Source organism: Olivibacter sitiensis DSM 17696, from assembly GCF_000427965.1.
In the GTDB taxonomy this organism is placed as follows: domain Bacteria; phylum Bacteroidota; class Bacteroidia; order Sphingobacteriales; family Sphingobacteriaceae; genus Olivibacter; species Olivibacter sitiensis.
Genome location: NZ_ATZA01000020.1, coordinates 17,661 through 43,579, shown reverse-complemented (window position 1 = coordinate 43,579; position 25,919 = coordinate 17,661). Strand labels below are relative to the sequence as shown.

At 44.4% G+C, this 25,919-nt stretch carries 21 protein-coding genes; 8 read left to right on the top strand and 13 right to left on the bottom strand.

Features of this window, described 5'->3' with window-relative positions:
• The first annotated feature begins 75 nt into the window (after positions 1–75).
• Complete coding sequence (locus A37S_RS24510) at positions 76–2,349, top strand: OstA-like protein (RefSeq protein ID WP_169719486.1); 2,274 nt, start codon at positions 76–78, stop codon at positions 2,347–2,349.
• On the opposite strand, the gene miaA is transcribed toward A37S_RS24510, so the two are convergent.
• Both miaA and A37S_RS26270 read right to left on the bottom strand, forming a co-directional pair.
• On the bottom strand, positions 2,346–3,254 hold the full coding sequence (gene miaA / locus A37S_RS0111910; protein WP_036602350.1) for a tRNA (adenosine(37)-N6)-dimethylallyltransferase MiaA: 909 nt from the start codon (positions 3,252–3,254) through the stop codon (positions 2,346–2,348). The genes A37S_RS24510 and miaA overlap by 4 nt on opposite strands.
• A 30-nt stretch (positions 3,255–3,284) precedes the next feature.
• Positions 3,285–4,082 (bottom strand): hypothetical protein, encoded by a 798-nt coding sequence (locus A37S_RS26270; RefSeq protein WP_157278606.1) that lies wholly within the window; start codon positions 4,080–4,082, stop codon positions 3,285–3,287.
• Positions 4,083–4,226: 144 nt separating this feature from the next.
• Between A37S_RS26270 and A37S_RS0111900 the strand changes: the two genes are divergently transcribed.
• Positions 4,227–6,017 carry a serine hydrolase domain-containing protein gene (locus A37S_RS0111900; protein WP_028297180.1) on the top strand — a complete coding sequence of 597 codons (1,791 nt, stop codon included), beginning with the start codon at positions 4,227–4,229 and terminating at the stop codon, positions 6,015–6,017.
• A 152-nt stretch (positions 6,018–6,169) separates the two neighbouring features.
• Complete coding sequence (bshA, locus tag A37S_RS0111895) at positions 6,170–7,309, top strand: N-acetyl-alpha-D-glucosaminyl L-malate synthase BshA (RefSeq protein ID WP_028297179.1); 1,140 nt, start codon at positions 6,170–6,172, stop codon at positions 7,307–7,309.
• A 31-nt stretch (positions 7,310–7,340) separates the two neighbouring features.
• Here bshA and A37S_RS0111890 read toward each other — a convergent pair whose 3' ends face one another.
• The 5 genes from A37S_RS0111890 to A37S_RS0111865 form a co-directional block, all read right to left on the bottom strand.
• Complete coding sequence (locus tag A37S_RS0111890; RefSeq protein WP_169719487.1) at positions 7,341–8,105, bottom strand: SDR family oxidoreductase; 765 nt, start codon at positions 8,103–8,105, stop codon at positions 7,341–7,343.
• A 20-nt stretch (positions 8,106–8,125) separates the two neighbouring features.
• Entirely contained in the window at positions 8,126–9,256 is a 1,131-nt protein-coding gene (locus tag A37S_RS0111885; protein ID WP_028297177.1) for a DUF4861 family protein, read from the bottom strand.
• Between the two features lie 34 nt (positions 9,257–9,290).
• Positions 9,291–10,133 carry a 5-dehydro-4-deoxy-D-glucuronate isomerase gene (kduI, locus tag A37S_RS0111880; protein ID WP_028297176.1) on the bottom strand — a complete coding sequence of 281 codons (843 nt, stop codon included), beginning with the start codon at positions 10,131–10,133 and terminating at the stop codon, positions 9,291–9,293.
• A gap of 157 nt (positions 10,134–10,290) precedes the next feature.
• Positions 10,291–11,349, bottom strand: coding sequence for a LacI family DNA-binding transcriptional regulator (locus tag A37S_RS0111870; protein WP_028297175.1), 1,059 nt, complete (start codon positions 11,347–11,349; stop codon positions 10,291–10,293).
• Between the two features lie 11 nt (positions 11,350–11,360).
• Positions 11,361–12,494, bottom strand: coding sequence for a lactonase family protein (locus A37S_RS0111865; protein ID WP_028297174.1), 1,134 nt, complete (start codon positions 12,492–12,494; stop codon positions 11,361–11,363).
• 213 nt (positions 12,495–12,707) lie between these two features.
• Between A37S_RS0111865 and A37S_RS0111860 the strand changes: the two genes are divergently transcribed.
• From A37S_RS0111860 to infB, 4 genes are all read left to right on the top strand, one after another.
• The gene (locus A37S_RS0111860) at positions 12,708–13,061 is read left to right on the top strand and encodes a phage holin family protein (RefSeq protein WP_028297173.1); all 354 of its coding nucleotides are present in this window, start codon (positions 12,708–12,710) and stop codon (positions 13,059–13,061) included.
• 159 nt (positions 13,062–13,220) lie between these two features.
• Positions 13,221–13,685: a ribosome assembly cofactor RimP gene (rimP, locus tag A37S_RS0111850; protein ID WP_028297172.1), complete on the top strand. Its 465-nt coding sequence runs from the start codon at positions 13,221–13,223 to the stop codon at positions 13,683–13,685.
• Between the two features lie 4 nt (positions 13,686–13,689).
• Positions 13,690–14,925, top strand: a complete 1,236-nt coding sequence (nusA, locus tag A37S_RS0111845) for a transcription termination factor NusA (RefSeq protein WP_028297171.1) — start codon at positions 13,690–13,692, stop codon at positions 14,923–14,925.
• A gap of 180 nt (positions 14,926–15,105) precedes the next feature.
• Positions 15,106–18,081, top strand: a complete 2,976-nt coding sequence (gene infB / locus A37S_RS0111840) for a translation initiation factor IF-2 (RefSeq protein WP_028297170.1) — start codon at positions 15,106–15,108, stop codon at positions 18,079–18,081.
• Between the two features lie 76 nt (positions 18,082–18,157).
• Here the strand turns inward: infB and A37S_RS0111835 are convergent, their stop codons facing one another.
• From A37S_RS0111835 to A37S_RS0111825, 3 genes are all read right to left on the bottom strand, one after another.
• Complete coding sequence (locus tag A37S_RS0111835; protein ID WP_084163878.1) at positions 18,158–18,658, bottom strand: thioredoxin family protein; 501 nt, start codon at positions 18,656–18,658, stop codon at positions 18,158–18,160.
• Between the two features lie 41 nt (positions 18,659–18,699).
• On the bottom strand, positions 18,700–20,958 hold the full coding sequence (locus A37S_RS0111830; protein WP_028297168.1) for a TonB-dependent receptor: 2,259 nt from the start codon (positions 20,956–20,958) through the stop codon (positions 18,700–18,702).
• Between the two features lie 179 nt (positions 20,959–21,137).
• A complete protein-coding gene (locus tag A37S_RS0111825) occupies positions 21,138–21,926 on the bottom strand; it encodes a patatin-like phospholipase family protein (RefSeq protein WP_028297167.1) in 789 nt (262 codons plus the stop codon).
• A gap of 98 nt (positions 21,927–22,024) precedes the next feature.
• Between A37S_RS0111825 and A37S_RS0111820 the strand changes: the two genes are divergently transcribed.
• Positions 22,025–23,563 carry a YifB family Mg chelatase-like AAA ATPase gene (locus A37S_RS0111820; protein ID WP_028297166.1) on the top strand — a complete coding sequence of 513 codons (1,539 nt, stop codon included), beginning with the start codon at positions 22,025–22,027 and terminating at the stop codon, positions 23,561–23,563.
• Between the two features lie 166 nt (positions 23,564–23,729).
• Here the strand turns inward: A37S_RS0111820 and tsf are convergent, their stop codons facing one another.
• The 3 genes from tsf to rpsI all read right to left on the bottom strand — a co-directional run bounded on the left by tsf (position 23,730) and on the right by rpsI (position 25,919).
• The gene (gene tsf / locus A37S_RS0111815) at positions 23,730–24,569 is read right to left on the bottom strand and encodes a translation elongation factor Ts (protein WP_028297165.1); all 840 of its coding nucleotides are present in this window, start codon (positions 24,567–24,569) and stop codon (positions 23,730–23,732) included.
• A 117-nt stretch (positions 24,570–24,686) separates the two neighbouring features.
• The gene (gene rpsB / locus A37S_RS0111810; protein WP_028297164.1) at positions 24,687–25,514 is read right to left on the bottom strand and encodes a 30S ribosomal protein S2; all 828 of its coding nucleotides are present in this window, start codon (positions 25,512–25,514) and stop codon (positions 24,687–24,689) included.
• Between the two features lie 18 nt (positions 25,515–25,532).
• The gene (gene rpsI, locus A37S_RS0111805; RefSeq protein WP_028297163.1) at positions 25,533–25,919 is read right to left on the bottom strand and encodes a 30S ribosomal protein S9; all 387 of its coding nucleotides are present in this window, start codon (positions 25,917–25,919) and stop codon (positions 25,533–25,535) included.

Here is a 25,919-nt window from a genome sequence, read left to right as displayed (position 1 = left end):
TGCCGACCCGTTTCACACATGTTAAAAAAACTAAAATGATAAGCAGAGAACCTAATTTTCTTTAAGTTTGCACCTGTGAGAAAGATCTTCTATTTGCTTTTGGTCTGTTTCCTTTTCCCTTTTGCAGCAATGGCGCAAAAAACTGTCAAGATCATTAGTTCAGACAGGTCCGAATACCATGAAGAATGGGGGGTAGAAAGGATTTACCATCCTGTATTCTTACATGAAGGTAGCACGCTATCGGCTGATAGTGCCGACTATGACGACAAAGCTGGCTTCTTTGATGCGAATGGAAATGTGGTCATTACGCAACCTAATGGCACCATTGTCTATGCCGACAAGCTCCACTATATAAAGGCCAGCAGGATTGCCATACTCACCAACAATGTCCGCATGGTAGACAAACAAAACGTATTAACTACCAATCATTTGACATACAACCTGAACACAAAGATTGGGACCTATACAAATGGGGGGCGCATTGTAAACACCACCGATACCCTGACCAGCAGAAACGCCACCTATTTCGAAAATTCGCAAGATGCCTATTTCAGGTACAATGTGGTGGTCAGAACACCCAGGACAAAGATTTTTACCGACACATTGCGATACAATTCACCACGCAAGATGGCCTATTTCTATGGTCCCACGAACATAAAAGGCAATAGTGACGGGAACCTGTACACGGAAAATGGCAATTACCATACGGAAACTGATTTAGCCCGATTCGGCAAGAACAACCTTTATACCGAAGGTTCCAAATTTCTCAAGGGCGATAGCTTATATTACGACGGGAAAGCGGGCATAGGCAGGGCAGTGAAAAATGTTGAGTTTATAGACACTGCGGAGAAAATCATCATGAACGGGCAACTAGGGCTATATCGTGAAGTAGACGAAAGCATTACAATGACCCAGAATGCCTACCTCACCATCATTACCACATCAGACAGCTCATCGTCGCCCGAAGCAGCTCAGGACAGCATAGCAACAGATAGCATTGGTACACCACCAGATTCCTTGCTCACGCCACAAAAAACGGAAATCAAGACAGATTCCGCTTTCATGTCTGCCGATACGTTGTATTCCAAGATCATTTTATTGAAAGACTACCAATCTTTAAACCTGAACATATCGCGAGATGGCGGGGAGATAGAGGAAGACGAAGGAGATTCCTTCGGTATGGGTGAAGAGGAAGATCCTGCAGATATTCTTCCAAGCTCGCAGGACCAGGTAGAACGCCCCAACTTGCAAGATAGCCTCTCGCTCGACACGAATCAGCTCACTGGCGACAGCAGCAGAACACAGCATGGCCTTGACAGTTTATCAAGACCGCCCGAGGCCCTTGATAGCACTTCTATTGCAAAAAAAATCGACTCAACGGTAAGGGCGGTAGATACTACTAAGAAGGTTCTTGCCCCTGCCATAGTGAAAGCAAACAAAGACACCATGCCGGCATCCTTGAGAGCAGATATTGGCGAGCACCTCAAGGCCGATAGCGCGATGATGCTACAGTCCTACATCCCCAAAGTGGGCGAAGCAGACAGTTCGTACATAAAAGCGAAAGAGAAGGCCCTTGAGCAACCAGCCCAAAAAAGCGACAGCACCGCCATTGCCGATACGGCACGTACCCGCATCGTAATGGCTTACCATAATATGCGCATATTCAAGTCGGACCTTCAAGCTAGGGCCGATTCGGCGTTCTATGGTTATCCCGATTCGGTGATACGCTGCTTTGGCAATCCGATGATATGGTCCCAAGGCTCGCAGTTATCTGGCGACACTATATACATGCAGCTGAAAAACCAGCAACTCGACAATATGTTTCTGAAAACAAATGCCTTTATCGTAAGTGCAGAAGGAGACAGCACCAAGTTCAACCAAGTTAAGGGTCGAAAAATCTCTGGATTCTTTACCAACAACAAATTGGACGTGATGTACATAGACGGAAATGCACAAAGCAACTACTACTCGGTAGACCAAAATAAAATCACAGGCATGATGACCAGTGTCAGTAGCCGTAAAAAAATCCTCTTTGACAACAACGAGATTTCCGATATGATCGATATACGGAAGCCTGAATGGGTATACTATCCCGTGGGCCTGATCCCGGAGGATAAAGAAGTGCTGCCCGGTTTCATTTGGAAACCGGAGAACAGGCCCAAGAGCAAGGAAGAAGTCATTAATGGCGTAGCCGCACCTTCTCAATCTCCTATCCCAGAGAACATAAGATCCGATCAAAAAGATGAAACACCTCCGAAAAAAAAGGTAGAGGAACAAGAAGAGGGTAATGAAGAGAATGAAGCCGCTGAAGAGCAAGGGAGCAAAAACACATCGGTAAAAAACAATTAGGATTGATACATTAGCGACAATATCTGCCTTACATTATCCTCTACCGATTGCAGGCCATCTAGCCAATGAATAGATAAGCCGTCCTTTTCCATTTTCCTAAAATAGGTCATTTGCCTTTTTGCAAAACGATGTATCTCCGTTTTCAGCTTTTCGTAAAAAGCGTCGAAAGTCAACACTCCCGATAGATATAAGGTGATGTACTTATATTCAAGGCCATAGAACAGCAATTGATCTGCCGACACACCATTTTTTTGCAATTGCGCAACTTCCTCTGTCAAACCTTGCTGCAACCTCTTATCGAGGCGTTGACTGATCAGCTCTCTACGGATATCAACAGGCAATGCCAAACCAAAAACCATATAATCCATGGTATCCTTTTCGATTGGCACAAAATGGTGCTCGCGCGACCATTCCGCGATTTCTATCGCTCTTATCAATCGCTTTCTAGTACCGATATCGGCTTTGAAAGAAGGCGGCTGTGGCAACGATACAAACAATTTGGTCAGCTGTTCCGTATCTTCCTGTTCCAACCGCTTACGTAATACCACATTTTTTGGCACGTGCAAAAACGAATATTGCTGCAGTACAGATTGGATATAAAGCCCTGTTCCTCCGCATAATATTGGCTGCTTTCCTTTTGCAAGGATATCCTCATATGCATCGGCAAAATCGTCTTGGAAATGCGCTACGTTATAGCTTTCTCCGGCTTCCCTAATATTAATGAGATAATGGGGTACGTCTCCATACTCCGCCAAATCCTTTCCCGTCCCGATGTCCATTCCCCTATATACCTGACGGGAGTCTGCACTGATGATCGCTCCATTGCAACGTTTGGCCAATGCCACCGCCAGCGCTGTCTTTCCAGAAGCTGTGGGACCCAAGATAACAATCAATTTCTTAACCATCTGCGTTGATAACATTCTTCAAGATAAGGGTTAATCTATGTGATAGATCATTTTCAGACTGCCTCTATTTCTTAGGCAATAAAAATTCTCCCTGTCAAAGCGATCCTTGTCTATTCTATTTTGTTCGGTCCTTACCCAAGTCCGCCCGTCTACCCAAAAACCGTGTGGCTCCGTAACACCTGCTAGCACAAAACCTAGCTTGGCAAATGCAGACCCGTCGGACCAGTCCCTATCCACATAGGTCATAACATCATTGGGCCTGAAATCCTTCACAAAGTGCTTTATCAATTTGCTAAGACCGCCTACCACCAGGCTACCATTTTTATTGCAATTGCGTATCAGTTCAAAAGATCTATGTTGGCTGCCATGTTCCTTGTGCATTCTGCGAGCGCCACTAAAAACAGCTATAGCTACTAGCTGCTCTTTATACGTCAATCCATATCGGTACTTGCCTGCCAGCGGTACCTGCAAATGGTTTTCCCGCAAAAAGTCGATTGTGCACTGTTTGTCAAGTCGAACAACCGAACACGCCCTTGCATGTATTCGTACAGCCTTCCCCACATATGCCATCAACCTGCCGATGATAATGGCCTGCTTATTCCGCCAGTCGTCTTCATAGATATACACAATATGAGCGGTTTGGTTACTTTCGGCGAGCATAGCATTTTGTAGTGTATCGGCGTCACGAAAATAAAAAACAATGGCAAAACGGTGGCCAACACATTGTAAATAATAGGTGGCGCGTGCCAAAAGAAATGGGATGAAATAGGCCTCTAAGCTACTTGACAGTTCTCTTAATATTCCATCCAGCCCTTTTGAATGTAGCATTGCCATGCAGCAAATTAACCACATTTTTGAGAGCTTGTTCAATTTACTGGAAAATTTTCCAACCGACAGTATGGCTACTTAACGTAATTTTACTTTAAAGTCTTATTTTTACACATATATACAAAATACAAAACCACACATTCCATGAAAGTCCTCACTTATCGACTATACATTATTGCGCTCTTCATCCTTCCCATATTGACGGCCTGCGCCCAAGTGAAACAAAAAACCGAACAAGCACCGTCAGCCAGCCTCATCCTGCTTCACAACGAGGGGCAAACTATTCCATTTGCAGATTTGGATCATCAGCAATTTTTCTATCTCAATCTATGTAAGGATGACCATTTATCGCTCCTTCCACAGCTGGCCAAATACGACAGTGTAGCATCCATTACCTTGGAAGATGCGCATAATTATACCGAAAAAAAGGGGAATACGTTCATTGTCTCGATAGATCAGGATAACATAAATAGAAAAACGTTAGACAAGTTATCTATCCTGACCAAGAATAACTCTTTGGTTTTGGCAGTCTTTGCCGATTTCAGTTACTTGAATCAATTTGACAAAACTTCCTTGCCCACTATATGGACAAATGATACACGGCCCGAGAGTGCCTCTCAAGTTGCCTCTGCACTATTTGGCGGCACTACTATAAAAGACAAGCTCCCAATAGACATCAATGAGCATTATTTTGCTGGAATGGGTTTTTCGACCGAAAAAACACGGTTGGGTTATGGCAAACCCGAAGCGGAGGGTATAGATGGCACCTTAATGACAGATAGCATAGACCAAATTGTACAGGAAGGAATCTCTGCGAGAGCCTTTCCCGGTGCCGTCGTTTTGGTAGCCCGCAATGGAAACGTCATTTTTGAGAAAGCTTACGGCTATCATACATACGACAAGCAAGTAGCCACAAAAGTAGACGATCTCTTCGATATGGCTTCCGTCACCAAAATAGCTGCCACGACGTTGGAAGTAATGCACCTCACAGAAGAAGGCAAAATAAACCTGGATGAGACAATGGGAACCTATCTTCCGGATATACGAAAAAACTACCAAGATAAGGCTAATGTAAAGCTCCGCGATGTAATGCTGCATCAAGCTGGTTTCATCCCTTTTATCCCTTTCTATAAAAATTTGCAACCAAAAGATACGAGCAGGGATTCGTCCAGTGCTTATCCCACCAAATTGGCCGATGGCATATATATACGGAAGGGCTATTTTCAGGATGTCATGTGGAAACAGATGATGGAATCACCCTTGAAAACACAGGGCGAATACGTTTATAGCGACATCAGCATGTACGTGATGAAAGCCGTCATTGAGCAGGTGACCCACCAAGCACTCAATGAACTGGTAAAAAAGGATTTTTACAAACCATTAGGCATGTACCATAGTACTTTCCAACCGCGGCTATTTTTCCCAAAAGGAAAGATAGTGCCCACAGAAAACGATCAGGAATTTCGCAAAACCTTACTACAAGGCTACGTGCATGATCAGGGGGCGGCAATGGTGGATGGCGTCTCTGGCCATGCCGGACTATTTAGCACCGCCTCAGATTTAGCAAAGTACGGTCAGCTATTGCTCAACAAAGGGACTTACGGAGGGCAGCGCTACCTGAAACCAGAAACCATCGACGCCTTCACTTCCCGCTATTCTGCGGTGAGCCGCAGGGGGCTTGGCTTTGATAGATGGGATCCAGACACCACAAAGCATTATCCATCGCAATTTGCCTCTCCAGCTACCTTTGGCCACACGGGCTATACCGGTACCTGTATCTGGATAGACCCAGTCAATCAGCTGACTTACATATTTCTTTCAAACAGGGTTCATCCCGAAGTCAGCACCAAACTTTTACAAATGAATATCCGATCTCGTATAGAAGACGCGATCTATTTGGCCATGCGTGGAAAAACATCAGGCCAAGCAAATTAAACGTGACTTCTGCACAACATTATTGGCAGAAAAATACCTTTACTTTGCTTTTCTTAGTGGTCTAGGGGCATATCGAATTTCTATAGAAGATTGATTACCCAGCAGAACCCTTTACGGAATAGTTTGTTATTGAATATATAGTAGAAAAATCAATGAAAATAGGAATAGTATGCTACCCTACCTTTGGGGGAAGCGGTGTGGTTGCCACCGAGTTGGGAAAAGCACTTGCGGCGAATGGGCATCAGGTGCATTTTATTACCTATAGCCAGCCCGCGCGGTTGGATTTCTTTTCCGCCAACTTGTTCTATCATGAAGTAAGCATTTCCAAGTACCCCCTATTTGATTTCCCCCCTTACGAACTCGCGCTGGCAAGTAAGCTGGTAGATGTAGTAAGATTTGAGCAACTGGATATCCTGCACGTTCACTATGCTATTCCCCATGCTTCGGCTGCCTTCATGGCTAAACAAATACTGGCAACTTATGGCATCCATATCCCTGTCGTCACCACCCTTCACGGCACAGATATTACCTTGGTGGGAAAAGATCCTAGCTACAATCCCGTGGTTACTTTCTCTATCAATAAATCGGATGGTGTCACCGCGGTATCAAACAATCTTAGGGAGGATACTTTTGCCCACTTTGACATCAAGCGCGACATAAAAGTCATTTACAATTTTATAGATTTCAATCGTTTCCATCGCAAACGTGCCGACCATTTCAAAAAGGCGATTGCTCCGGAAAATGAGCGCATTTTGGTACATACTTCCAATTTCAGGAAAGTCAAAAGAACCCAAGACGTCATTCGAGTATTCCACAAGGTAAGGGATGTGATCCCTTGTAAGCTGCTTATGGTGGGTGATGGGCCAGATAGGGTTTATTCGGAGCAACTCTGCCGCGAGCTTGATGTGTGCAATGACGTCCGTTTTCTAGGCAAACAGGATGCCATTGAGGATATCCTATCTGTATCCGATCTTTTTCTCATTCCTTCCGAATCCGAAAGCTTCGGGCTGGCTGCTTTGGAGGCCATGGCCTGCCATGTACCGGTTATCTCGTCCGACGCGGGAGGCCTGCCAGAACTAAATCAGGATGGATTCTCCGGATATATAGATCCTATAGGCGATATCGATGCCATGGCCCAACATGCACTATACATCCTCAGCAATGAGGAGATCTTGAGCCAGTTCAAGGAAAATGCCTTCAAGAGAGCTCAAGATTTCGACCTGAAGTATGTTCTGCCTCAATATGAGGCGTATTATATGCAGATAATCGACGAAGTGCAATCTCTCGCCTAATGCCAATCTATCTTGTTTTTGCGACCCCTATCTACCTACCCATCCATCCACCATCGACGGTGAGAATGGTGCCGTGTACGTAAGACGAAGCATCGGAGGCCAAGAACACCACGGGGCCCATGAAATCCTCTGGCGTGCCCCACCTGCCTGCAGGTATTCTCTCCAAAATGGATCTACTTCTAGCTTCATCAGCACGAAGCGCTGTTGTATTATCCGTGGCAATATATCCAGGTGCTATTGCATTTACGTTCACACCCTTTCCAGCCCATTCATTGGCGAATGCCTTGGTCAGCTGCCCAACAGCCCCTTTGGAGGCCGCATAACTCGGCACATTAATGCCCCCTTGAAATGTGAGCAGAGAAGCCGTAAAAATAATCTTGCCATACCCTCTGGCCACCATATCTCGCCCTATTTCCCTCGTGAGGATAAATTGCGACGTTTGATTGATGCCGATTACCTCATCCCAGTAGGCGTCGCTATGGCTGACTGCCGGTTCGCGTAGTATCGTACCTGCATTATTGATCAAAATATCAATGACAGGGTGGTCTACCTTCAACTTCCCTATGAATAGATATAACGACTCTCTATTCGAAAAATCACATTGATATGCATAAAATTTCCTTCCTTCGGCCTGTACAGCTTGGGCCACTTCGCTACCCTCCAGCTCCAAAGAGGCCGACACGCCGATGATATCGGCACCCGCTTGCGCCAGCGCGATGGCCATTCCCTTGCCTATGCCACGTTTGCATCCCGACACTAAGGCGATTTTGCCTTCCAAAGAGAAACTATCAATTATTCCCATATATGTTCTTATTTTTATTTAACCGTTACAATCAATGGTTGATTCAATCTGAGCAAATAGTCCTCCAAGTATTCTGTCCATTCTTCCTCCGTTTTTATCTTCCCGGCTTTATTCCAAGCCGCTCCATTATAATAGGTGATGGGCTCTCCATTCCTAGCGGTATAAAGTGACAACAGCTGTTCTTCCTCCTCGAATATCTTCGTTGCAGGAACGGCAGAGAGTACGGCTATTCCCAAAATCCCATCGTCATCATGTTGCGGCTCCCAATAGGCCGCAATGCCTTTGGTTTGGTCTTTTATAACCTGCCCCTTATCGCCGCGCAATACAATGCCTGCTACCACGGGCAGTACATCCTGTCCATCAAAACGGAATACTGCCTCCACTTTATTAAGTTGAGAGCCAGCGTCTATACTGATCGTTTTTTCTACCACCACCTCCTTATCACCTACATTCCAAGGCTCATAAAACAACTTGAACGTACTCCTCAATGGTCCGTTATCCAACAATTCATATCGATTGTAGTGCTTAGGATAGCTAATCTTCCCGTTCACAAAAGGAGCAATATCTCCTGCTCCCAAGGTCAAACCTACGGAATAATAATCCAACCCTTCTCCATGATCCTGGTGATAATCGCCGGTCTTGTACCATTCATCCACTACCAATTTTGATGTCCGTTTGGCCCATACATCGGTGCCATGTGCATTTTCTGCAGGAAAGTCTTCTAAGGCCTTGCCATACATACGGAAGGCAACTTTGTCGTTTTCCCAAGCAAAATCGTCTTTTCGCTCCGGCACGTAACGGGCATAGGTCCGCGCTTCAACAGGCGCCGCAGCTGCCTTTTCTACTTCAATACGAATACTGTCATTGGCAGCAAGCTCAACCCATACCAATACATTCTTGACCTCCTTCCCTCCAAGCCTTTCCAATTGATACGGCAATTCCTTGCCAGACCCCTGTTCCATTAAACGAAACACGGTATCACTTCCAAAAGCATCCTTAAAAGAGACATAATCAATGCTTACGAGCTCCTTTCTGTCCACTCCTAGGGCATTAGAAACGACGATATAACTGCTTTTGCGATCCGCGCAAGATAATAGTCCCGTACATAATAGGCATAGCATTATGCCCCTAAAAATCTTCTCCATATTCAGCTTCTATTTCCTTGATCTCAAACTATTCCTATTTCAAATCCGTGATAGCACAAGCATCCATATCGCCATAATCCAGGTTTTCACCGGCCATACCCCATATAAAAGTATAGTTTGAAGTTCCTGCACCGGCATGTATAGACCAGGGTGGCGAAATAACGGCCTGCTCATTCTGCATCCATATATGCCTAGTTTCGTTGGGTTTTCCCATAAAATGACACACAGACTGTCCCTGGGGCACCTCAAAATAACAATAAACTTCCATACGCCTATCATGTGTATGGGCGGGCATGGTATTCCATACGCTGCCGGGTTTCAATTCGGTCATCCCCATTTGCAGCTGGCAGGTTTCCACTACACCCGCTATCAACAATTTATTGATAATCCTATGATTGGCTGTCTCTAACGAACCTAGCTCTACGATTTCGGCCTCGGCCTTGGTCACCTTTTTTGTAGGATAGGAACAATGGGCAGGCGCAGAATTGATATAAAACTTGGCTGGACTGTTGCTGTCATCGCTGCTGAACACCACAAGTTTAGAGCCACGGCCTACATAGAGCGCCTCCTTATGACCAATTTCGTAGACTAGCCCATCAACTTCCACCCTGCCTGCTCCGCCAATGTTGATAAGCCCCAACTCACGACGCTCCAAAAAATAATCGGCTTTTAAAGGCGCTATCGCCTCCAGGGGCAGCCCTCCAGCTACCGGCATCGCCCCGCCAGCTATATAGCGATCAAAATGCGTGTACGTCAAATGAATCTCATCAGCAACAAAAAGTTTATCTATCAAAAAATGATCGCGTAAAGCTTCTGTATCCATCCCCATCACCTCCGTGGGACTAGATGCATATCGGCTATTATATAATATCCCCATGTTATAAGTTGTTATGTTTGGTAAAATTTATCAGACAGTCTACTCTTATGCAAGACAATTCATTATCTGGGCAAATTGGCCTTTGGAAAGCTAAGGTAGTATTTACGACACAACTATGCAAACGTTTACACAAAGAAATCAAAACAGACCAAAAACACTAAGCCCTGTCCGTACTACCTTTAATCAGCAGCTGTACAGGAGTAACCACTGGCAAGGGCTTTTCCGTTAATTGCTCTTGCTTATGAAGCACCTTCAATATGAGTTGGGACACTTTGTTGGCCATTTCTTCGGGGTATTGGTCTACGGTCGTTATAGCCGGGCTGATAATAGCTGCTTTGGGATCATTGCTATACCCCACTATCTTCAAATCATGGGGGACAGCTATCCTCTCTTTTCTAGCAAATTCCAATATGGTAATGGCGGTATTATCATTGGCGGCAAAGATGGCATCGGGCTTCGTACGCTTAGCAAAGAGCAGCTCTATGCTTTTCCGTGCATTTTCTACCGTCAGCTCTTGATAAAACACCCACTCGTCTTTGAGTGACAGACTTTCATCCTGTAGGCCCTTTAGGAAACCAAGCGTGCGATCGCGATACAAGTTACAGCTCAGCGGACCTGAGATGTAAGCGATCTTCTTTGCACCCAAGCCTGCCAAATGCCGAGCTACCGCATATCCTCCTCCAAAATCGTCGCCTACAAAAGTGTATGTATAAGGTATCGGCTTCAGCGGCACCCTGTCATAAAAGACCACTGGGATTCGATTTTCTATGAAATTGTCGAAAACGCTATAGTCTTCCGATGTCAGGGAAAGAGAAATAACCAATGCATCTACCCTGGATGAGAACATGGCTTCCACCAAATCTCGCTCCAAGGTGCCGTCATCATCCGATTGGGCAATCATTAGGCGATATCCAGCCTCTTGAAGCAGACGCTGTAAAGAAGTAATGAAAACAGTATGGAAATGCATGGATATCCTGGGCACGATCAAGCCCACGATACCCGAGCGATTTTTACGAAGGGAGGAAGCCATTCGATTGACAACATAGCCCATTTCCTGGGCTTTCTTCTTGACCTTCCTTTTTGTCTCTTCACTTATGCGAGCATGACCATTAAGCGCGCGCGACACCGTGGCAGCAGATATGTTCAACGCCTCGGCAATATCTACTATACTGGCCCCCGTTTTCTTGGAACGTTGTTCTTTTTTACCCACAGCCATGGCATATTGGTCTATAATTTATCGAAGACCAAACAAACGGGCGCTCCCACCTCGATTTTCTTTCCGGTATATTCAAGCAATCCCGATTTCTTATCGCGCGCAAACACCACGACATCATTTGTATACTGATGTGCCACAAGCAGATACTTGCCGTCTGGCGTCATCGCAAAATTTCGCGGACCTTTGCCCAATGTCGATATCCGCTTCAAAAAGGTGAGCTTACCAGTTTTCTTGTCTATCGAAAAAATGCTCATGTCATTGGCATCTCCTCTATTGGAGGCATAAAGAAACTTTCCGTCCGGACTCAGCTTAATGTCCGCAGCCCCCACCGTGCCCGCAAAGCCCGATTCAACAATGCTCTCTTCCTGCACCAGATCAAAGGTTCCTTTTTCCATTTTATAAACCTGTACCAAAGGAATCATCTCGGTAACCAAGTATATATGGTTTCCCTTCTTGTTTATGGCAACATGTCGGGGCCCACTTCCTGGCTTCACGTCTATCTCTTTTACCTTATCCAACTCCACCGGCCTTTTTCTATCCCGTTTATTAAATGGATAGATATAGATCTTATCCGTACCCAAGTTCTGAACCAAGAGCTGTTGGTTGCTCGGTGTAAAAAAAGCCGAATGAACATGGGATTTTTCCTGCCTGTCGCGATTGACACTGGAACCATAGTACTGTTCTTTTTGCACTATGGGAGACAAGGTACCATTGGGTTCAACGCCAAAGACACTCAAATTTCCCCCGCTGTAGTTTGATACGACAACCGTCTGGTCTTTCTTATCAATGGAAATATGGCATGGCGCATCGCCCTCGGTATACTGGCTATCTACAAAACGTAATTCTCCACTATAACGATTGTACGAAAAGGCGCTAACCGCTCCTTTGCCGTTGCCCTGTTCATTGACAGCATATAGGTACCGCTTGCTGTTTGCCAAGGCTAAAAAGGAAGGATGTTCCGTACGTACCATACTCCGGAAAACAGCATTTCCTGTTTTTCCGTCAAATGAATACACGTAAATTCCCTCTCCTGCAGATGGCTTGGTATAAGTACCCACCAACAAGTTATACGTTTGCGCAATGGAAAGACCATAGGTCAATAGTGAAAACACCAAGCAAATCGTGGTTTTAAGCAAGTGCGACATATATAAATTTATGATTAAACCTTTAGTATATTTTCCAAATATAGTACAAGTAATTAGAATTTCATTTTTTATGGCGTGTATCGATCTATTCAGCGCAGAAGCCAAACAGCGACAAAATATCCAAATTAAATTTCTACAAGAAAAAAAATCTTCCGTTCAAACAAAACGTACTTTTTTTTACTTTACATAAAACAATAATTAATCGACATCAAAATGAAATTTATAGTAGACCTTTTCATTACGGGAATAAGCATTTTGTTAGCTGCCTATATCCTACCCGGAGCACATGTTTCCGGTTTCTTGTATGCTTTATTAGCAGGATTTATCATCGCATTTGTCAATGCCACCATTGGTACCATTTTGCGATTTTTCACTTTTCCGCTCAACCTGCTCACATTGGGATTGATCTCGTTCATCATCACTGTTTTGATGGTACAGCTCACGAGTTATTTCCTAAAGCCCAATTTTGTGGTAGACAATTTTTGGTGGGCGGCATTGTTTGCATTATTGACGGCTTTCTTCCAGATGATCTTTGGTAGCCTCTTTGGCACGAATAAGGCAGACTAAACGGGCGATTTTGTCTTTAAGCGCAATTTGCCCGCAAGAATGTCTTTTCTCCTTAGGTTCAAAGATTTTGAATTCCCAAAGAAAAGCTTTATATTTGCATAATCTTTAAAAAGAGGGGACCCCAATTTAGGCCCCTCTTTTTCATTATGCATGTTTTTGATGAAAGTAGAAGACAGGGTAAGAGAGCTCGTAGAGGAAAAAATATCGGACAGGCCAGACTTGTTTTTGGTAAGCATATCGCTACAGAAAAATGGCAGGCTTGCCATCTGTGTAGACGGTGATGAAGGCATCAATATTCAGGATTGCGCCGCCATAAGCAGGCATGTAGGCTATCACTTGGAGGAAGAAGCACTAATAGAGCAGGCTTATAACCTCGAAGTGTCCTCGCCTGGCATAGACAGCCCTTTACTCCTGCATAGGCAATATGTAAAAAATACCGGGAGGACGATAGCTCTTAAGACAAAAGAGGGAGAGCGCATAGAGGGCGTGCTACTGGAAGTCACTCCCGACAAAATAGTGCTGGAAACAAGCGTAAAGGAAAAAGGAAAAAAGGCATATGCCAAGCAAGTGAGCAAGGCAATTGACGAAATAGCAGAAATAAAGGTTATAATTTCATTCAAATAACAAAATGAGCAACATCAATTTAATCGACTCATTTCAGGAGTTTAAGGACTTCAAAAACATCGACCGTCCAACGGTAATCAGTGTTCTAGAGGAAGTATTTCGGAGTATGATCCGAAAAAAATTCAACACCGACGAAAACTGTGACGTCATTGTGAACCCCGACAACGGCGACTTGGAAATTTACCGTACTCGGGTAGTCGTAGAAGACGAATTTTCGGAAGACGATGACCTGGAAATCGAACTATCCGAAGCAAGGAAAGTAGATCCGGATTTAGAAGTCGGAGATGATTTCATCGAAGAAATCACCTTGGAAAGCTTTGGCCGCAGAGCTATTTTGGCCGCTAGGCAAACTTTGGTATCGAAGGTGTTGGAACTGGAAAAAGATGAGATTTTCAAGAAGTACAAAGATCGCGTCGGCGAAATAGTCACCGGAGAAGTATACCAAACGTGGAAGAAGGAAAGCCTTATATTGGATGACGAAGGCAATGAGCTTATCCTCCCCAAATCGGAACAAATCCCTGCGGACTATTTCAAGAAAGGGGATACCATTCGCGCAGTAGTGCACAAAGTGGATATGATGAATACCACGCCAAAGATCATCATTTCCAGAACAGCGCCAGAGTTCCTACAGCGCCTATTTGAATTGGAAGTCCCCGAAATATTTGATGGGTTGATTACCATCAAAAAAATCGTTCGCGAACCAGGAGAACGTGCGAAAGTAGCTGTGGAATCTTATGATGACCGCATAGACCCAGTAGGAGCTTGTGTGGGCATGAAGGGTTCCCGTATCCACGGTATCGTCCGCGAACTTAGAAACGAAAATATTGACGTAATCAATTTTACGACGAACAGCTCATTGTATATCCAACGCGCACTGAGTCCCGCCCGTATCAACAATATCAAGCTGGACGAGGAACATAAGAGAGCGGCCGTTTACCTGGAAGCAGATCAAGTATCCTTAGCCATAGGACGTGGCGGACACAACATTAAGCTTGCCGGTAAATTGACGGGATATGAGATTGACGTATATCGCCAGGATCATGACAATGAGGAAGATGTGGATCTCGACGAATTCGCAGATGAAATCGAAGGATGGATCATTGACGAGTTCAAACGGGTAGGTCTGGATACTGCAAAATCCATCTTGGCTTTGGACGTTACGGAACTTGTGAGACGCACGGATTTGGAAGAGAGCACCGTAGAAGATGTGATCGACATCCTGAACGCCGAATTTGAATAAAATGGACATTTTGCTTCTGTTACTTAGGCAATAGAAGCAGCTTAGACGACTTTTATCCCAGATGTTCGTAGAATGTTCCAAAGGGATTTTGTCATCATTATTTCCAATAATTCTAATAATGAGGCAAAAAAATGTATTTTTGCATTATACATAAAAAAAACAACAGAGGTAACTATATTAATGACAGAAGGCAAGAGCATAAATTTACTGAAAGCAGCAAAAGAACTCAACATTGGAATTGGTACAGCCGCTGATTTTTTAGCTAGCAATGGCTTTGAAGTGAGCGCAAAACCAAATACCAAATTGACCTCGGATATGTATGAGGTTCTTTCCAAGGAATTTCAGGGAGACAAAATCGTTAAGGAAGAAGCCAATCAAATCGTTATTGGAAAGATTCGTCGCGATGAGGCTCCTATAGAAACTCCTACGCCAAAAGCGCAAGAAGAAAAGCAAGATATCCAAGAGGAAATCCTCATCAAACAAAATACTGCTTTCAGTGCCCCTGTGCCTACCCCAACAGAGCCTCATACATCTAAAGAAACCCCTTCAAAAAAGGACGAAGAGCAAAGCTCGCCTTCTTTTGGCGTAAAGGTGGTGGGAAAAATAGATCTTGATAGCTTGAAACAAAAGGGTAAAAACAAAGAAAAAAAGCAAGACCCTATTATCCCAACAGAAAGCCCTAAGGCAGATCAAGTTGATGACATCAAAGAAGCATTGCCATCCAATGATATTGCCGATGAAACCCCAAAAGAAGTAGTTCCAAAGAAGGAGCCAGTGAAACAAACGGCAGAAATACCAAGCAAGAATCAGCCAAGTGCACCGATGCATGTGGCAGACAAAGTGTCTGAAAACGTATCACCCACTACCCAAAGCGACAAAGCGACAAGTAGTGAAGAACAAGCAGCCACCCCCAGTTCTAAAGAAAGCGAAGGCCCCAATATCTATAGAGCAAAAACAGAACACCTATCTGGCCCTAAAGTTATTGGGAAAATTGAATTGCCTACGCCACATGTTAGGCACAAGGACAAACCCGTGGCTTCCTCTTCAAATGGAGGGGTAGGTACTGGAGCCGATCATAACAAAAGGAAGCGAAAAAGGACCAGCACAACCCCGCAAAGCAATAGCGGCCAGCAAAACGCTGGACAAGGCCAAGCTCGCCACGGCGGAAACACCAGACCAGATCGGTTCAAAGGAAAAGATTTCAAAGGCAGACGCGGTACTGAACCAACAAAGGAAGAACCATCAGAAAAAGAAATACAAGACCAGATCAAGGCAACCCTTGCCCGATTAAGTGGTGCAGGAAAGTCTGGAAAATTTGCACAACGTGCAAAATTGAGAAGGCAAAAAAGAGATGATGTTGCTTCTTCTGCAGAAGAGGCGGCACTTGAAAAAGAGCTTCAATCAAAAGTATTACGCGTTACGGAATTTGTAACGGCAAATGACCTTGCCAACATGATGGATGTATCTGTCACTCAGATCATTTCCACTTGCATGAGCCTCGGTATTTTCGTTTCCATCAATCAGCGTTTGGATGCCGAAACATTGACCATCGTTGCAGACGAATTTGGTTATGAAGTAGAGTTCATAAAACCTGAAGATGAGGAGACGCACTCCTTGGAAGAACCTGACAATCCAGAAAACTTGGTTCCTCGCGCACCTATCGTGACAGTAATGGGGCACGTGGATCATGGTAAGACCTCTCTTTTGGACTATGTGCGACATACGAACGTCATCGCCGGAGAAGCTGGTGGAATAACACAGCATATAGGTGCATACGAAGTTACTTTGGAAAACGAACGCAAGATCACCTTCCTTGATACTCCTGGTCACGAGGCATTTACTGCTATGCGTGCCCGAGGTGCAAAAGTAACCGATATCGCTATCATTGTCATCGCTGCAGACGACAGTGTCATGCCACAAACCAGGGAGGCCATCAATCACGCGCAGGCGGCAGGCGTTCCTATTGTATTTGCATTCACAAAAATCGACAAGCCAGGAGCCAATGCCGACAGGATACGCGAGCAGCTTTCTACTATGAATATCTTGGTAGAAGATTGGGGTGGGAAATACCAATGCCAAGAGATCTCTGGTAAAACAGGGTTAAATGTCAACCTTCTTCTTGAGAAAGTACTTTTGGAAGCCGATATGCTGGAACTAACGGCAGATCCTAAGAAACGTGCCGTGGGTACCGTCATTGAGGCTGCCTTAGATAAAGGCCGAGGCATTGTGACCACGGTACTCATCGAGGGAGGAACCTTACGCGTAGGAGACCCTATACTGGCAGGTTCCCATAGCGGGAAAGTGAAAGCCCTTTCGAACGAAAGAGGCCAAAAGGTTTCGGCAGCAGGACCTTCTACGCCAGTGCAGATCCTGGGAATGAGCGGAGCCCCTACGGCAGGCGACAAATTCTACGCAATGGAAAGTGAATCGGAGGCAAGACAAATTGCCAACAAGAGACTCCAATTGCAGCGGGAACAAGGCCTGCGTACACAGAAACATATTACCTTGGATGAAATTGGACGCCGTTTGGCAATTGGTAATTTCAAGGAACTGAATATCATTGTAAAAGGTGATGTGGATGGTTCCATCGAAGCGTTGTCCGATTCCTTGTTAAAGCTCTCAACTGAAGAGATTCAGGTAAACATCATACACAAATCCGTAGGTCAAATTTCAGAATCGGATGTATTGCTAGCTTCTGCATCCGATGCCATCATCATTGGCTTCCAAGTAAGGCCATCACAGGGTGCCAGGAAACTGGCAGAGCACGAACAAATTGATATTCGTTTGTACTCGATCATATATGATGCTATTGACGAGATCAAAGCGGCCATGGAAGGCATGTTGGCGCCTAAATTCGAAGAAAAGATCGTTGCCAATGTGGAAATCAGGGAAACGTTCAAAATCAGCAAAGTAGGTACTATTGCCGGATGTATGGTGTTGGATGGAAAGATAAATCGCAATCACGATGTTCGCGTAATCAGGGATGGCGTGGTAATCTATACTGGCCAGCTGGCTTCCTTGAAACGCTTCAAAGATGATGTGAAAGAGGTAGCCACGGGCTATGAATGTGGTCTTAACATACAGAATTTCAACGACATAAAGGTCGGAGACATCGTGGAAGCTTATGAGCAAGTAGAGGTGAAGAGGAAACTCTAACACTCAGATATGCCCAACAAAGAAAGAGGCTGTCTCAAAAAGACAGCCTCTTTTTTATTTTCCAACCAAATCGCCATCACATCTTTCTCGCACTCAACATTCTAAAATAATTATTTAAAGCCTTGGTGGCATCCTTGCTTAGCAATCCTTGGAATCGAAATACCACTTGATAATTGTTGTCCAGTAATACCAATGTTGGATATGCCACCCTGCCATGTTCTTCGGCAAGATGTACGGCGAGTTCATGAATGCCTGACGAAGGCCCATTATTGAGGTAGCTATATGGCTGACCATCAAAGACGATCGTGTCCTTAGCTTCAGCACTCAATTCCACGTAGTAAACATACTGACTCACATCCCGCAACTCCTTGCTTTTTGCCATGCGCGCCTTCTGCAATTGACAATAACTACACCAATCTGTAGCAACAAGCACAAGTATGGCCTTGGGCTTTTGGTTCATACTGTCTGCGAGCATTTCTATTGGAAGAGGCTCGATCTTGGCTTGTGCATAAGCCAGACCAAACAGCTGCAACAAGATCAGCATGTATAATATTGTCCTTTCCAATAGCTTCGTCATAACGTGTCTATCTTATCAATTTGCCTGCCATGTAACCATAACTAAAACAAATTGTACCTTATGCCCAAAAACCCCCTAATTCCCTGCAACGATGCATAATTGTATTCGGTATCAAAAGTCCAGCCATAAGGATTATTTACTGGGTCGTCCACGGTTCTGTCAAAAGGATCAAAAGGCCTCATAAGCGGGTATTTGGGGATGAAGTTAAATAGATTTTTTACGCCACCATATATCTCTATTCCTTTGTCGAACTTTTTCGTTACCTGTACATTGGCCACGCAAAACCATGGAGAGTATTCTGGACGATAGTCATTGGGTTGTATGGGCAAACGCATAGGTCCGTTCCACTGTCCCGTAAAATCTGCCGAAAACCCCTTAGGGAAAGCATAAGATGCCACAAACGTACCAGACCATTTTGGAGCGTGCCATTGCACTACCTTTTCTTTAACGCCTAAATCATCTTCCCTCATCTGATACACGTTCATATAGGAGATTCCCGCCAATACCTTCAAAGGAAAGGTAAAGGTCAAATCCGTATTCAGCGATACACCCCTGGAAACAGCGTGCCCACTCAAATTGTCGTAGACAATCTGGTTTGGATCTACATCATAATCGCCAATAATCTTATTGGTAAAATAAGAATAAAAACCAGTGATATCAAAGCCCAGAAAAAAGCTTTCTGTGGGTATCTTAAGCACATAATTCAAGTTTCCATTATAAGACCTCTCTGGATTTAGCTCTTCTGCAATGACCACTTCCCTAGACCCAGTAAGGGCAGCGTGGTCTTCGGTAAAAAGGTTGACCACACGGAATCCCGTGCCGAAGCTTGCCCGTAAAGTGTTGTTGTTATTGGGAGAAAACTTGTATGCAAAACGAGGGGAATGCACATTACCATGGTTCTTGTCGTGGTCATAGCGATAGCCCAATAATACCGTATTCTTATCGTTCAAAGTCCATTCGTCCTGAACAAAAATACCGGGCAAAGGCGTCTTGGCCACCTCGTTTTTCGAACCATCGGCAGAGGCAGTGGCCGGCGTATTATCATCATAAGTGGTATAGCGCATGGCCACCCCAAGCAAGAAATCGTGATTAGCTCCAATTTGTTTATCCCAATAAGCCTGCGCGAAGGCCACCCGCTGTGTAGCCATATAGGGTACATCTCCATAATAGGAATTTTGATCATGCCAATTATATGAAAATTGCGTAAAAATCCGTTCTTTCACTGGCAGTTGATACAGTCCTATAAGCTCTGCCCTTTTTGTATATATGCTTTCTCCATAAACCTCATCACTACCTCGAAAAGACTTGTTCCAGTTCATCTCTCCTCCCCAACGGTCCTCGTAGACATACCTAGCAGCAATACTGGCCACCCTGTTTTCCTTTCTTCTGAAATTCCATTTGTTGAAGACAGATATCCTATCCTGCAAGGTCATATCCGTAAAATTGTCATCATTGTTGTCCACTTTGTTCTTATAATTGAAGTAGTTGACGCCCAAGAGACCGGTGGCATTACCGATATTGAACTTTGTGCCCACATCGGCATTGATCTCTCCCCAGGATGTACCAAAAACATCTGCACTCAGCATAGGTGCGCTTAGTGGATTCTTGGTAATAACATTTATAATACCTCCCATCGCTTCCGATCCATAAAGGGATGAGGCGGGTCCTTTTACCACCTCAATTCGTTCTACCATGCTATTGGGTATACCACTCAAACCGTATACCGAAGACAATGCACTCACTATCGGCATCCCATCTATCAATATCATCGTGTATGGACCTTCCATACCGTTTATGTGTATATCTCCCGTATTGCATACGTTACAATTAAGCTGCGGTTGTACGCCATTTATCATTCCAACAGCATCAAATAGGCTTGGGGTTGGATTTTTCCTGAAATACGAAGGCGTATAGACCTCTACAGGAATGGGACTGGCCAATCTGCTCACATCTTTCATCGTTCCGGTTATAACAACCTCGCCCAGTGATGCATCTCCAATATTCAGGGTAAAGTCTCTTTCTATCGGCAATGCATTGCTGACAGCAATAGCAGTAAAATAGCTGTCGTACCCCATATAACTTACCTGTACTTGCCAGGTACCCAAGGGAATATCCGCCAATTCATATTTGCCGGTACTGTCGGCCGATGTACCCAGTTTCAATTTAGGGATGCTGACAGTTGCATAGGCAATAGCTTCGCCCTTTACATCCCGTACAGAACCCCGCATGGTGCCTGTTTGCGCCATGACCATTGTTCCGAACAGCAGCGTTAGAAATGTTAGTATAATTTTTGATCTCATCATTCATTAATTTGTTTTGATATGCAAACTTATAAAAGTTAGTACACTCTAACAAATAAATTAAACAATTAAAATTAATGAATATAAGCATACTTAACTAAATTTATTCGCACAACCTTATAGGTATGAAAAATCATACCTCAAAAAGGGCACATAAGTAAAAAGATAGGATAAACTGCCTATTTCAACGTTTTGGCTAGGTAATTGGATGTGTAGTCATATACGTAATCGTATATCTTCTGAACGTCTTTCTTCTCAAAAAGACTAAAAGTAGTCATATTTGGAGGATCTATAAAAACATTGCAATACTTTGCCTTTGGGTACACCGTATTGCTCAACGCCAAATGGATTATCCGATCCAAAATCTTGGCAGCTCCCCATGGTCCCGCCTTTTCATCGGAAATTGCATTAACATGAACGCCAATAAGCCTTGTACATTTCTTTTTTATTGGCTCGATTGGGAAATTGTTCATAATACCACCGTCCATAAACATTTTTCCCCCATCGTTTACATAGGGAAACACAAAGGGGATGCTCGCAGAAGCTATCAGCATCTTACTCAGCTCGCCTTGACTGATGTATTCGGTTCTCCCCTTTACGATATCCGTCACTGCCACATACAAAGGGATCTTCAATGCTTCAAAACTATTGTCTAGGATATGTTCTTTGATAAGTCTTTCAAGAAAATCAGGGTTGAAGATTCCCCCCACACGAAACCGCAGGCTACTCGGAGAGAAAAAAGTAGACCTCAGCGCAATGGAGAGCATTTCATCTGGACTGTAACCCGCGGCATAAAAGGCTCCAATGATAGCACCCGCGCTAGCACCCGATATGATATCGGGCTTCATTCCATGCTCCTCCAATGCTTTAATGGCACCAATATGGCCAATACCCCTTAAACCACCCCCAGAGAGTGTAAGTCCTACAACTTTCGGCTTCTTCTTGAAAAACAGTTCAAACATGCTCATATCTCAAATATAAATATCCCATAGCCATATCGAAATTTTTTCCAACATATCTTGTCTCGCATGGGATTTATCCATATTTTGGATAAAAATAAATGCTTATGCTCGTAAAGACTTTTGGAAGTGCGGTATATGGCATCGAGGCAACAACCATAACCATCGAAGTAAATATCTCCTCCGGCACACAATACTATATTGTTGGGCTGCCAGACAGCGCTGTTAAGGAAAGCACCTTTCGTATTGAAAGTGCACTGAAATGTGCGAACTATCGCATGCCACGTCAAAAAATCGTGGTCAACATGGCTCCCGCGGACATCAAAAAAGAAGGCAGTTCTTATGACCTTGCAATAGCCATAGGCATCCTTGGAGCATCGACTCAGGTAAGCAAAGAGCACTTTATGGACTTTCTGTTTCTGGGGGAACTGTCATTGGATGGGAGCCTACTGCCTATCAAGGGTGCACTACCCATTGCGCTACAGGCACAGAAAGACGGCTTTAGGGGCATTTTCCTTCCAAAGGCCAATGCCCGCGAAGCGGCCATTGTAAGCGGTTTGGAAATCTACGGAGTAGATAATATCCGCGAGGTTATCGACTTCCTCAATGAAACGACCGTGCTTAACGCAACCAAGGTAGACATTGCCAAAGAACTATATGATGGGACCAGCGAATATGAAAGCGATTTCTCAGACGTACGCGGACAAGAAAACATCAAGAGGGCACTGGAGATTGCTGCTGCTGGGGGCCACAACGTTATTCTCATAGGACCACCAGGAGCAGGGAAAACCATGCTCGCAAAAAGGCTTCCAAGTATACTACCGCCGCTAAGCCTCGATGAATCGCTGGAAACAACTAAAATACATTCCGTGGCAGGAAAGCTTTCGTCCAGCATTTCCCTCCTAACCGCGAGACCTTTTCGTGCCCCACACCATACCATCTCCGATATCGCCCTCGTGGGCGGTGGCACCTATCCCCAACCAGGGGAAATCTCCTTAGCCCACAATGGAGTACTCTTTTTAGATGAGCTGCCCGAATTCAAACGCACTGTACTTGAAGTGCTCCGTCAACCTTTGGAAGAAAGGACCATCAATATCTCCAGGGCAAGATTCAACGTGATCTATCCCGCCAGCTTTATGCTGGTTGCTTCCATGAACCCTTGCCCATGCGGATTTTACAACCACCCGGAAAAAGAATGTATTTGTTCTTCCAATACTGTTCAACGATATCTGAACAAGGTTTCAGGCCCACTATTGGATAGAATCGACCTCCACGTTGAAGTGACGCCCGTAGACTTCGATAAGTTGAGTACAAACAGAATGGCAGAGCCTAGTGCAGAGATACGCAAACGGGTAGTGAAGGCAAGAGAACTCCAAGCACAACGCTTTAAAGGGAAGAGCAGCGTCCATCATAACGCACAAATGAGCACCAAGATGCTAAGGGAAACGTGCAATCTACCAGAAACTGGTCAAAAGCTCTTGAAAAGTGCCATGGAAAACCTCGGCCTATCCGCGAGAGCATATGATAGAATATTGAAGGTCGCCAGAACTATTGCCGATCTAGAGGGTAGCGCAGACATACAGAATGAACACCTTGCAGAAGCTATTCAGTTTCGCAGTCTTGATAGGGAAAAATGGGCTGGTTGATTGGCTGATTAGTGAGTCAGTTTAATAATCGTCGTCGGAAACAAGAAAAGCTTAATCCTTATGGACTAAGCTTTTCTATAAAGTTAGTTGGCCAGTTGGCCGAATAATAAACGCTAGAGGACAATGATTAATTAACCAATGACAGATCAACTAATCAACCAGTAGCTTATGCGCCCAATTGCACGCGTTTGAAAACGGTAACGGTCAAACCTTTGGATACGCTATCCAAGAACTGTCCAACGTTTTTAGAACTATCTTTAACAAATTCCTGATTCAGGAGCGTAGAGTCCTTGTAGAATTTATTCAGTTTGCCCAGGGCAATTTTTTCGACCATATTTTCAGGCTTACCTTCAGCGCGGATTTGCTCCTTGGCTATCTCTATTTCCCTTTCAATAGTATGCGCGTCTACACCATCCTTATCAATGGCGATGGGATTCATTGCGGCAATCTGCATGGCTACATCCTTGCCGGCCTCTTCCGCACCTTCTACATCGGCACTGAGTCCAACGAGTACACCCAAACGATAGTTACCATGAATATAGGGCACTACCTTCACTGCTTCAACCGTTTCAAATTTGGAAACATCTATCTTTTCGCCAATTTTTCCTGTTTGATCGATCAATAGGTCGGCAATCTTAGCGCCATTTATTTCCAGTGATTTCAAGTCATCGATATTTGTAGGATTTGCCGCAATTGCTGCATCGGCAACGCTCTCAGCAAAAGCAATAAAATCGGCATTCTTGGCCACAAAGTCAGTCTCGCAGTTCACTTCTACCACTACGCCACGTTTTCCATCGGCAGTAGTCTTGGCAATAACAACTCCTTCGTTTGAATCACGGTCTTGGCGACTGGCTGCCACCTTAGCACCTTTCTTACGTAAATAGTCGATAGCAGCTTCAAAATCGCCATTGGCTTCTACCAATGCCTTTTTGCAATCCATCATGCCTGCACCTGTTTGTTGGCGCAATTTATTTACGTCTGATGCAGAAATTTGTACAGTTGACATGTTATTTTTATATTTTTATATACGTTTTAAAAAAAATGTGGGTTACGCATTGCCTTGTGAACCGAGCTAAAGACCAAGTACACCAGGCAATTCCCAACCCACAAATCTATCTATTTACTATTCACCATCTTTGGCCTCAGCAGCCTCAGACTTGCGAGCCTTAGGAGCTTCCGCTACCGGAGCACTCTCACCTTCACCATTGTCGATTTGTGCCTTAGCTACTGCTGCTTCCTTTTCAGCTTCGTCTTCCTTATCCCGCTTGCGCTCATCCAAACCTTCTTGGATAGCTTTCACGATGATGTCTGTAATCAAAGTGATAGACTTAGTAGCGTCATCATTGGAAGGAATCGGAAAATCGATATTTGTAGGGTCCGAATTGGTATCTACCATTGCAAAGGTAGGAATACTCAATTTCAAAGCCTCAGTTACAGCAATATGTTCTTTCTTCACGTCTATGATGAACAGAGCAGCTGGTAGGCGGTTCAAATCGGCGATACCACCCAAGAGGCTCTCCAACTTAATACGCTCACGCTGAATCATCAATCTTTCTTTTTTAGAAAGCACGTCGTAAGTACCATCTTTGGTCATCTTATCGATGTTGGACATTTTCTTTATAGACTTACGTACCGTACCAAAATTGGTAAGCATACCTCCTAGCCAACGCTCAGTAACATAAGGCATGTTGACTGATTTTGCCTGATTGGCGACGATATCTTTCGCTTGTTTTTTAGTAGCAACAAAAAGTACTTTACGTCCCGACTTCACAATTTGCTTGATGGCAGAAGCAGCTTCTTCCAGCTTCGCCAAAGTCTTGTTCAAATCGATGATGTGGATACCGTTGCGCTCCATGAAAATGTACTTAGCCATTTTCGGATCCCACTTGCGGGTAAGGTGACCAAAGTGTACACCTGCATCCAGTAATTCCTGATATGTTGTTCTTGCCATTGTCTGATCCTCCTTAAATTAACGTTTACTAAATTGAAATCTTCTGCGTGCTTTCTTGCGACCTGGTTTCTTACGCTCTACCATACGATCGTCACGGGTCATCAAACCTTTGGCACGTAGTGCTGGTTTCACCTCTGGGTCTAGCTCTACCAATGCTTTGGCGATAGCCAAACGCACGGCTTCTGCCTGGCCCTTTACGCCACCACCAGAAACGTTAACTTTCACATCATAATTACCCGCAGCACCGGCTACTTCCGTACTTTGGGTAACAATATATTGCAATGGCAATGTTGGAAAATATTCTTTATAGTCCTTACCATTTACGGTAATATTGCCGCTACCAGCCTTCAAATAGATACGGGCAACAGCTGTTTTTCTTCTTCCTGAAGTGTTTGTTACTGACAT

What these genes read in the sequence shown, in the direction of transcription:
- A37S_RS0111870 (WP_028297175.1), bottom strand. Translation starts at nt 11,349, where the DNA reads ATGGCTGTGGGTAAAAAAGAACAACGTTCCAAGAAAACGGGGGCCAGT.
- bshA (WP_028297179.1), top strand. Translation starts at nt 6,170, where the DNA reads ATGAAAATAGGAATAGTATGCTACCCTACCTTTGGGGGAAGCGGTGTG.
- A37S_RS0111835 (WP_084163878.1), bottom strand. Translation starts at nt 18,658, where the DNA reads ATGACGAAGCTATTGGAAAGGACAATATTATACATGCTGATCTTGTTG.
- A37S_RS0111830 (WP_028297168.1), bottom strand. Translation starts at nt 20,958, where the DNA reads ATGAGATCAAAAATTATACTAACATTTCTAACGCTGCTGTTCGGAACA.
- A37S_RS0111860 (WP_028297173.1), top strand. Translation starts at nt 12,708, where the DNA reads ATGAAATTTATAGTAGACCTTTTCATTACGGGAATAAGCATTTTGTTA.
- A37S_RS0111820 (WP_028297166.1), top strand. Translation starts at nt 22,025, where the DNA reads ATGCTCGTAAAGACTTTTGGAAGTGCGGTATATGGCATCGAGGCAACA.
- A37S_RS0111825 (WP_028297167.1), bottom strand. Translation starts at nt 21,926, where the DNA reads ATGAGCATGTTTGAACTGTTTTTCAAGAAGAAGCCGAAAGTTGTAGGA.
- kduI (WP_028297176.1), bottom strand. Translation starts at nt 10,133, where the DNA reads ATGGGGATATTATATAATAGCCGATATGCATCTAGTCCCACGGAGGTG.
- A37S_RS0111865 (WP_028297174.1), bottom strand. Translation starts at nt 12,494, where the DNA reads ATGTCGCACTTGCTTAAAACCACGATTTGCTTGGTGTTTTCACTATTG.
- rpsB (WP_028297164.1), bottom strand. Translation starts at nt 25,514, where the DNA reads ATGGCAAGAACAACATATCAGGAATTACTGGATGCAGGTGTACACTTT.
- miaA (WP_036602350.1), bottom strand. Translation starts at nt 3,254, where the DNA reads ATGGTTAAGAAATTGATTGTTATCTTGGGTCCCACAGCTTCTGGAAAG.
- rpsI (WP_028297163.1), bottom strand. Translation starts at nt 25,919, where the DNA reads ATGTCAGTAACAAACACTTCAGGAAGAAGAAAAACAGCTGTTGCCCGT.
- A37S_RS26270 (WP_157278606.1), bottom strand. Translation starts at nt 4,082, where the DNA reads ATGCTACATTCAAAAGGGCTGGATGGAATATTAAGAGAACTGTCAAGT.
- rimP (WP_028297172.1), top strand. Translation starts at nt 13,221, where the DNA reads ATGAAAGTAGAAGACAGGGTAAGAGAGCTCGTAGAGGAAAAAATATCG.
- infB (WP_028297170.1), top strand. Translation starts at nt 15,106, where the DNA reads ATGACAGAAGGCAAGAGCATAAATTTACTGAAAGCAGCAAAAGAACTC.
- A37S_RS0111885 (WP_028297177.1), bottom strand. Translation starts at nt 9,256, where the DNA reads ATGGAGAAGATTTTTAGGGGCATAATGCTATGCCTATTATGTACGGGA.
- tsf (WP_028297165.1), bottom strand. Translation starts at nt 24,569, where the DNA reads ATGTCAACTGTACAAATTTCTGCATCAGACGTAAATAAATTGCGCCAA.
- A37S_RS0111900 (WP_028297180.1), top strand. Translation starts at nt 4,227, where the DNA reads ATGAAAGTCCTCACTTATCGACTATACATTATTGCGCTCTTCATCCTT.
- nusA (WP_028297171.1), top strand. Translation starts at nt 13,690, where the DNA reads ATGAGCAACATCAATTTAATCGACTCATTTCAGGAGTTTAAGGACTTC.